This is a genomic window from Anaerovorax odorimutans, from assembly GCF_024459955.1.
Taxonomy (GTDB): Bacteria; Bacillota; Clostridia; order Peptostreptococcales; family Anaerovoracaceae; genus Hominibacterium; species Hominibacterium odorimutans_A.
Genome location: NZ_JANFXK010000019.1, coordinates 64012 through 70340 on the forward strand (window position 1 = coordinate 64012; position 6329 = coordinate 70340).

Below are 6329 nucleotides of genomic sequence, written 5' to 3' on the forward strand. Positions count from 1 at the left end.
GCTCCTTTACAGCTTGCCCTCGACCATGGAAAGCCGTTCGCACACCTTGGCCAGCATATCTTCGTATTTCGCCATCTTTTCTTTTTCTTCATTGACTACTTTTTCCGGAGCCTTCTTCACAAAGCCTTCGTTGGAGAGCTTGCCTTTAACTCGCTTCACTTCGCCTTCCAGCCGTTTCTTTTCTTTGGTCAGGCGCTCTGCTTCCGCTTTGTAGTCAACCAGGTCGTCCAGCGGGATAAAGATCTCCGCGCCATTGATTACTGCGGACATGACTTCATCGGGCACCTGCTGCTTGCTTTCTGTAAAGGTGATCTCTGTAATGTTCGCCAGTTTTTTGATATAGCGTTCACCGGCCTTTACGGTATCCATATTTTCACCTTCCGCCAGAATCACAGCCCGCAGCTTTCTGCTGGGAGCCGCGTCTGCTTCGGCGCGGATATTACGGATGCTGCGGATCGCGTCCATGGCCATCTGCAGCTTCTTTACTTCTTCGGCGTAAGTCAGCGCTTCATCGTATACCGGCCAGCTCTCCTTAATCAGGAAATTGTTTGGATTATCTTTCGCCGTCTCTCCCTTTGGCAGGTATCCCCAGATTTCTTCTGTGATATACGGCATGAACGGATGGAGCATACGCAGCATGTCTTTCAGCGCCCGTACCAGGACATAGCGGGCGGTCTCTTTATCCGCCTCGTCATCGCCGTAGAGTCTGCCCTTGACGATTTCAATGTACCAGTCGCAGTATTCGTTCCAGATCAGCTCGTAAACCCTCTGTCCGGCCAGAGCCAGGTCGAATTTTTCCATAGTCTCGGTCACATATTTAGCTGCGTCGTTGACCCTGGAAAGAATCCATTTGTCTTCATCCTGCAGGCCGTTGTCCTTTATGGTTTTGAAGTTGCCCTCTTCATCCTGCAGGTTCATGATTACGAAACGGCTGGCGTTCCACAGCTTATTGGCAAAATTTCTGGAGCTTTCCAGCTTGTCCTCTTTGAAACGCATATCGTTGCCCGGAGTGATGCCTGTGGTCAGCATGAAACGGAGCGCGTCTGCGCCGTACTGGTCGATAATCTCCAGCGGATCGATTCCGTTGCCCAGGGATTTACTCATCTTGCGGCCTTCCGCATCTCGCACAAGACCGTGCACATATACGTATTTGAACGGCGATTCGCCGGTTGTTTCCAGTGCGGAGAATACCATACGCACTACCCAGAAGAAGATGATGTCGTAGCCGGTTACCAGCACGTCGGTCGGGTAGAAGTATTTCAGGTCTTCCGTTTCCTCCGGCCAGCCCAGGGTGGAAAACGGCCACAGCGCTGATGAGAACCAGGTATCCAGCACGTCTTCATCCTGCTTGAGGTTAGTGCTGCCGCACTTTTCGCATTTATCCGGCGCAGTCTCAGCTACGATGATCTCGCCGCAGTCCTGGCAGTACCAGGCCGGGATCCGGTGTCCCCACCACAGCTGACGGGAAATGCACCAGTCGCGGATCTCTTCCAGCCAGTGGAGATACGTCTTTTCAAACCGTTCCGGCACATGGGTCAGGTCGCCGCTTTTCGCAGCTTCGATGGCCGGCTTTGCCAGCTCTTCCATGGCCACAAACCACTGATCCGACAGCATCGGTTCGATGGTGGTTCCGCAGCGATAGCAGCCGCCTACCGGGATCACCTTTTCTTCTATCTTCACCAGGTATCCGGCTTCTTTCAGGTCGGCTACCCAGGCTTTTCTGCATTCGTAGCGATCCATACCCTCGTATTTTCCCGCCAGGCTGTTCATGGTGGCATCTTCGTTGATGCAGCAGATGCTTTCCAGATTGTTTCTCTGACCTACTTCAAAGTCATTGGCATCGTGAGCCGGCGTGATCTTTACTGCGCCGGTTCCCTTTTCCGGGTCCGGGTACGGATCGGCGATAACCGGAATTTCTTTTCCAACCAGCGGCAGAATTACGTTCTTGCCCACCAGGTCTTTGTACCGTTCGTCGTCCGGGTGAACGGCGATGGCTACGTCGCCGAACATGGTTTCCGGCCTGGAGGTGGCCACTACTACACCTTCGCCGCCGTCCGCCGCCGGATAACGGAAGTACCAGTAGCTGCCGTTTTTATCTTCATGCTCCACCTCGGCATCGGACAGGGAGGTGCCGCATTTCGGACACCAATTGATGAGACGGTTGCCTCTGTAGATGTAGCCTTTTTCATAGAGCTTTACAAAGAAGTGGTTTACCGCTTTGTTGCAGCCCTCGTCCATGGTGAACCGTTCTCTGCTCCAGTCGCAGGAATCGCCCAGCTTTCTGCACTGCTTGGTAATCTTGCCGCCGTAGATGCGTTTCCAGTCCCAGGCTCTTTTGAGGAAGGCTTCTCTGCCGATGTCTTCTTTTTCCACTCCCTCTTCTTCCCGCAGCTTCTCTACCACCTTTACTTCTGTAGCAATGCTGGCGTGGTCGCTGCCCGGAAGCCACAGCGCGCTGTAGCCCTGCAGTCTTTTGAAACGGGTCAGTACGTCCTGCAAGGTCTGGTCCAGGGCATGTCCCATGTGCAGCTGTCCTGTGATATTGGGCGGCGGCATCACGATGGTGAAAGGTTTTTTATCCGGGTCCCTTTCAGCTCTGAACGCGCCGTTTTCTTCCCACATGGCGTAGATGCGGTCTTCAAAATCCTTTGGATTGTATGTCTTTGCAAGATTTTTCTCCATATTTCTCCTTCTCCTTTTTGGTCATTTTCTATCTGTTCGCACAAAATCAACTAATTTTAGCGTTTTATGTTCCAAACAAGCAGTTCCGTGTCAGATGTCCACATAAAAAGCCTCCCTTTTCACTGATGAGTCGGTTAGCGGACAGTCTATGCCGCAAATTGATTAATCTTTCTTTGATCTTACAGCAATCTAGTTCAATTTCACTCTTTTTCTTTGCATGAAAACCTAAATCTATGTGGCCAGAGATCTTCAAAATCATGTTTTGGAACATAAATCGTCCAATTAGCTGTTTTGCAGGCAATGGTGAAAATTCAGAAACGCAGGGTTCTCACCTTGGCGCTCCGTCAATATAGGAAATGCCACACATTCGATATTTCCTACACAATTAAAAACCGTCCTTTAGAAACTCTAAAGGACGGAAATTCCGCGGTACCACCTTTATTCCGCTTTCCTGTACGGACGCGGCTCTCTTTTATCGGTTTGAAGACTCCAAAGCAACCTTCGGAAAACGTTTCCCTTAAAGGTCTTTCAGCCGGGGACCTTCTCTCTGTCAAGGACTATTTTCTTACTCCTCTTTTTCATTGTCTTCTATTTTAATTGCATAGAATTAGTTTAACCGATTATGGAAAAAAGTCAAGGGAATTTTAGTTTGACATATATTTTGCTTTCAGCTCTTCAATCTTGGCGTTGAAAACGGCTGCCCGTCTCTGCTGCAGCAGATTATTGGCGATTTCGGTCTTAACCTCTTCAAAGGTTTTTGCTCCCGGAGCGTTCTTCTTTTCAACCTTGATCAGGTGATAACCGAACTGGGTCTGTACCGGTCCGATAACCTTGCCGATTTCCGCTGCGAAAGCTGCGTCTTCAAATTCCTTAACCATCTGGCCTTTGCCGAACTCGCCCAGGTCGCCGCCCTTTTCCTTGGACGGACAGGAGGAATATTCTCCAGCTGCTTCTTCAAAGGTCGTTTCCTGACTTTCGATAGCCTTGAAAATTTCGTTTCCTTTTTCTTCGGAATCCACCAGGATATGCTTTGCCTGTACGGTTTCGCCTTTTACAAACTGTTCTTCGTTGGCGTCAAAAAACTCTTTGGCCTCTTCCTCTGTGATGGCTACGTCTTCCAGAACTTTTGTCATTGCCAGCTGGGACAAAACTTCTTTTTTCAGGCCTTCCATAATCTTCTTGTATTCTTCTGTCTCATCTATTTTGTCATCCTCTCCCATTTTTGCAAACAGGTATGAGGCAATAAACTGGTCCATGTAATACTGCTTTGCCTGCGGATGAGAAGCCTGCGCTCTCTGCTCCTGCGGGATTCTCTGTAAAAATTCATCGAAATCCGCCTGTGTAAGTTCTTTTCCTGCGATAACTGCCAATACTTCCTGACTCATAATTTTTTCTCCTTTTTTATGCCTCTGAGCTTCGCTCATCGGTCTGCTTTTTCATATCGTCAATCATACCCTGAATCATCTCCTGTGTAAAGCAAATATTATCGCCCATGGGATTAATTACGAATCCGCGGACCGCTTTACTCTGGCTGAGAATCATATTAGCGAGATCCTCAAAGTCTACGATCATGCTGTGCTGATTCTTTTCCTGGCTGCATTTGCGCAGCTCTTCGCCGTGGGTAAACACCGGATAATACAGGTCCCCATTGGTGGCTTTAATCAGTTCAAAGCTGATGGTCGTATCTTTTTCCAAAATAACCTGTCCGTCTTCGCCCTCCACTACAGGGTCCCTGTCCAGGGTAATGGGCGCCAGCATCTTGGCCCGCACCACTTCATTGAGCATCCTCACGGTATTCTCTTTGGAACCATTCTTTTTTGCATCTGCTATACTCTCCACCAGTTCGTCGTTTCGAACCGGCTTCGGTGCTTCTGTCATCTTTGCGTCTGTCATCTTTACTCTCCTTGTATCAGGAAGGCTTTCAGGCCCTCTTTGCCTGTGTCCCGGCCTCCCTTTGCTGCTGCGGTTTTAACGATCTTCCCCTGCGGCAAGTCCTCCCGGTATCTGGCTCCGATTCCCATCAGTATGCCCAGCCCGGAAGGGGTCACCATTTCTGTCTCTATATCATCTGTAACAAATTTATAATCACAGTTTTCCCGCATGGCCATGACAGCCGGTACCGGCACTGGAATCGTGCCGTGGCTGCATTCTATGAAGCCCTTTCCGTCATGAATCTCAGAGCAGTAAATCTCTGTGACCGAAAGACTTTTCAGGGCCGCCGCGATGCCGGCGATATTGCGGATCGCCTGGTCTCTGCCCACTTCATGGAAATGCACTTCCTCTACTGTCGATCCGTGGACCTTGGCCTCGCCGCCGGCGATCACTTGGTAGATGGAAAGCATCGTCTGTTTTATCTCTGCGTCCAGCTCACTGCTTTCGATCAGCGCTTTAATCTCTTTGTGACTCCTGTGGCTATGGTGATGGCCGTGGTCGTGGCTGTGGTCGCCGCTATGATCCTTCTGCGAATCGCGGACATGTTCCGGCAGTTTCAGATTGTCCGCCTGCCCGACGCCGCCTCCCAGTCCGATCAGGGCGTTGAGAATCATGTCGCTGCTGATGCCGCTGGTACAGTCAAAATATAACTTCATTTTTATCTTTCTCCTATATTCGATTTATATTGGACGCCAGATATGCGGCTCCAAATCCGTTGTCGATGTTGACGATGCCCACGCCGTTGGCACAGCTGTTGAGCATGGAAAGCAGGGCCGCGATGCCGCCCAGATTGGCTCCGTAGCCGATGCTGGTCGGTACTGCTATCACGGGCCGCTCCACCAGGCCTCCCAAAACGCTGGCCAGCGCCCCTTCCATTCCGGCCACTACGATCACCACATTGGCCTGCCGGATCAGATCCAGCTTGGCAAAGAGCCGATGTATCCCCGCAACGCCCACATCGTAGATTCGCTCCACTTTGTTTCCCAGCGCCTGGGCTGTTATGGCAGCTTCCTCAGCCACCGGGATATCGGCGGTTCCGGCTGTGACTACCGCAATGGAGCCTTCCTGATGCGGCAGGGGATCGCGCATAACGACGATCATCCTGGCAGCCTCATGGTATTCCGCCTCCGGCAGTACCTTGCTGACCTCCTGATAGTCCTCTTTCGTGGCTCTCGTGCCAATGATGTTCTTGTTTCGCACAGACAGTTCCTTCATGATAGCCGCAATTTGCTGTGGTGTTTTTCCCTGACAGAAAACAGCCTCCGGATAGCCGGTTCGCAGGCTTCGGTGATGGTCCACATTGGCAAACCCCAGATCCTCGAAAGGCAGTTCTTTTAATATCTCCACGGCCTCCGCAGGCTTCTTGCTCCCGCAGGCAACCTGATTCATCAGCTCTGTCAAATACTCCTTGTCCATGTATGTACGCTCCCTCTTATTCTGTATACCCCTGATCTATCACTGCAGACCTAACATACCTGCCCTATGCATCAGGCCGATCGCTGCGGATCGGTCACAGCAGATCTAATATATTCGGCCTATTGCACCAGGCCAGTCACTATACACCGATCACGACAGTCCCGGTAACTTTTTCGTTTTTTTGCGTAAAGTTACGCACTTTTCAACGTTCCCACGGCCTCCGAAACGACCGACAACACAAATTTGCATTTTTTACGGTTCCGAACCCCCACAAACCCACATCTTTGCGTAACTTTTCC

Annotated in this window: 5 protein-coding genes and 1 other annotated feature; all 5 genes read right to left on the reverse strand. The window is 50.6% G+C overall.

Annotated elements, in window-relative coordinates; translation table 11 throughout:
• Positions 1 to 6 precede the first annotated feature (6 nt).
• The 5 genes from NE619_RS14925 to larB all read right to left on the reverse strand — a co-directional run bounded on the left by NE619_RS14925 (position 7) and on the right by larB (position 6030).
• Complete coding sequence (locus tag NE619_RS14925) at positions 7 to 2682, reverse strand: valine--tRNA ligase (protein ID WP_256133249.1); 2676 nt, start codon at positions 2680 to 2682, stop codon at positions 7 to 9.
• A gap of 408 nt (positions 2683 to 3090) precedes the next feature.
• Positions 3091 to 3273: a binding site (T-box leader), on the reverse strand.
• Between the two features lie 53 nt (positions 3274 to 3326).
• A complete protein-coding gene (locus NE619_RS14930) occupies positions 3327 to 4067 on the reverse strand; it encodes a peptidylprolyl isomerase (RefSeq protein ID WP_256133250.1) in 741 nt (246 codons plus the stop codon).
• A 16-nt stretch (positions 4068 to 4083) separates the two neighbouring features.
• Positions 4084 to 4575: an SseB family protein gene (locus tag NE619_RS14935; RefSeq protein ID WP_256133251.1), complete on the reverse strand. Its 492-nt coding sequence runs from the start codon at positions 4573 to 4575 to the stop codon at positions 4084 to 4086.
• Positions 4576 to 4577: 2 nt separating this feature from the next.
• The gene (larC, locus tag NE619_RS14940; RefSeq protein ID WP_256133252.1) at positions 4578 to 5270 is read right to left on the reverse strand and encodes a nickel insertion protein; all 693 of its coding nucleotides are present in this window, start codon (positions 5268 to 5270) and stop codon (positions 4578 to 4580) included.
• Between the two features lie 13 nt (positions 5271 to 5283).
• Complete coding sequence (larB, locus tag NE619_RS14945) at positions 5284 to 6030, reverse strand: nickel pincer cofactor biosynthesis protein LarB (protein WP_330640789.1); 747 nt, start codon at positions 6028 to 6030, stop codon at positions 5284 to 5286.
• Between the last annotated feature and the right edge of the window lie 299 nt (positions 6031 to 6329).

Bases quoted from the DNA above. Each gene is read 5' to 3' on its own strand.
- NE619_RS14935 (WP_256133251.1), bottom strand. From the start codon at position 4,575: ATGACAGACGCAAAGATGACAGAAGCACCGAAGCCGGTTCGAAACGAC.
- larC (WP_256133252.1), bottom strand. From the start codon at position 5,270: ATGAAGTTATATTTTGACTGTACCAGCGGCATCAGCAGCGACATGATT.
- larB (WP_330640789.1), bottom strand. From the start codon at position 6,030: ATGGACAAGGAGTATTTGACAGAGCTGATGAATCAGGTTGCCTGCGGG.
- NE619_RS14930 (WP_256133250.1), bottom strand. From the start codon at position 4,067: ATGAGTCAGGAAGTATTGGCAGTTATCGCAGGAAAAGAACTTACACAG.
- NE619_RS14925 (WP_256133249.1), bottom strand. From the start codon at position 2,682: ATGGAGAAAAATCTTGCAAAGACATACAATCCAAAGGATTTTGAAGAC.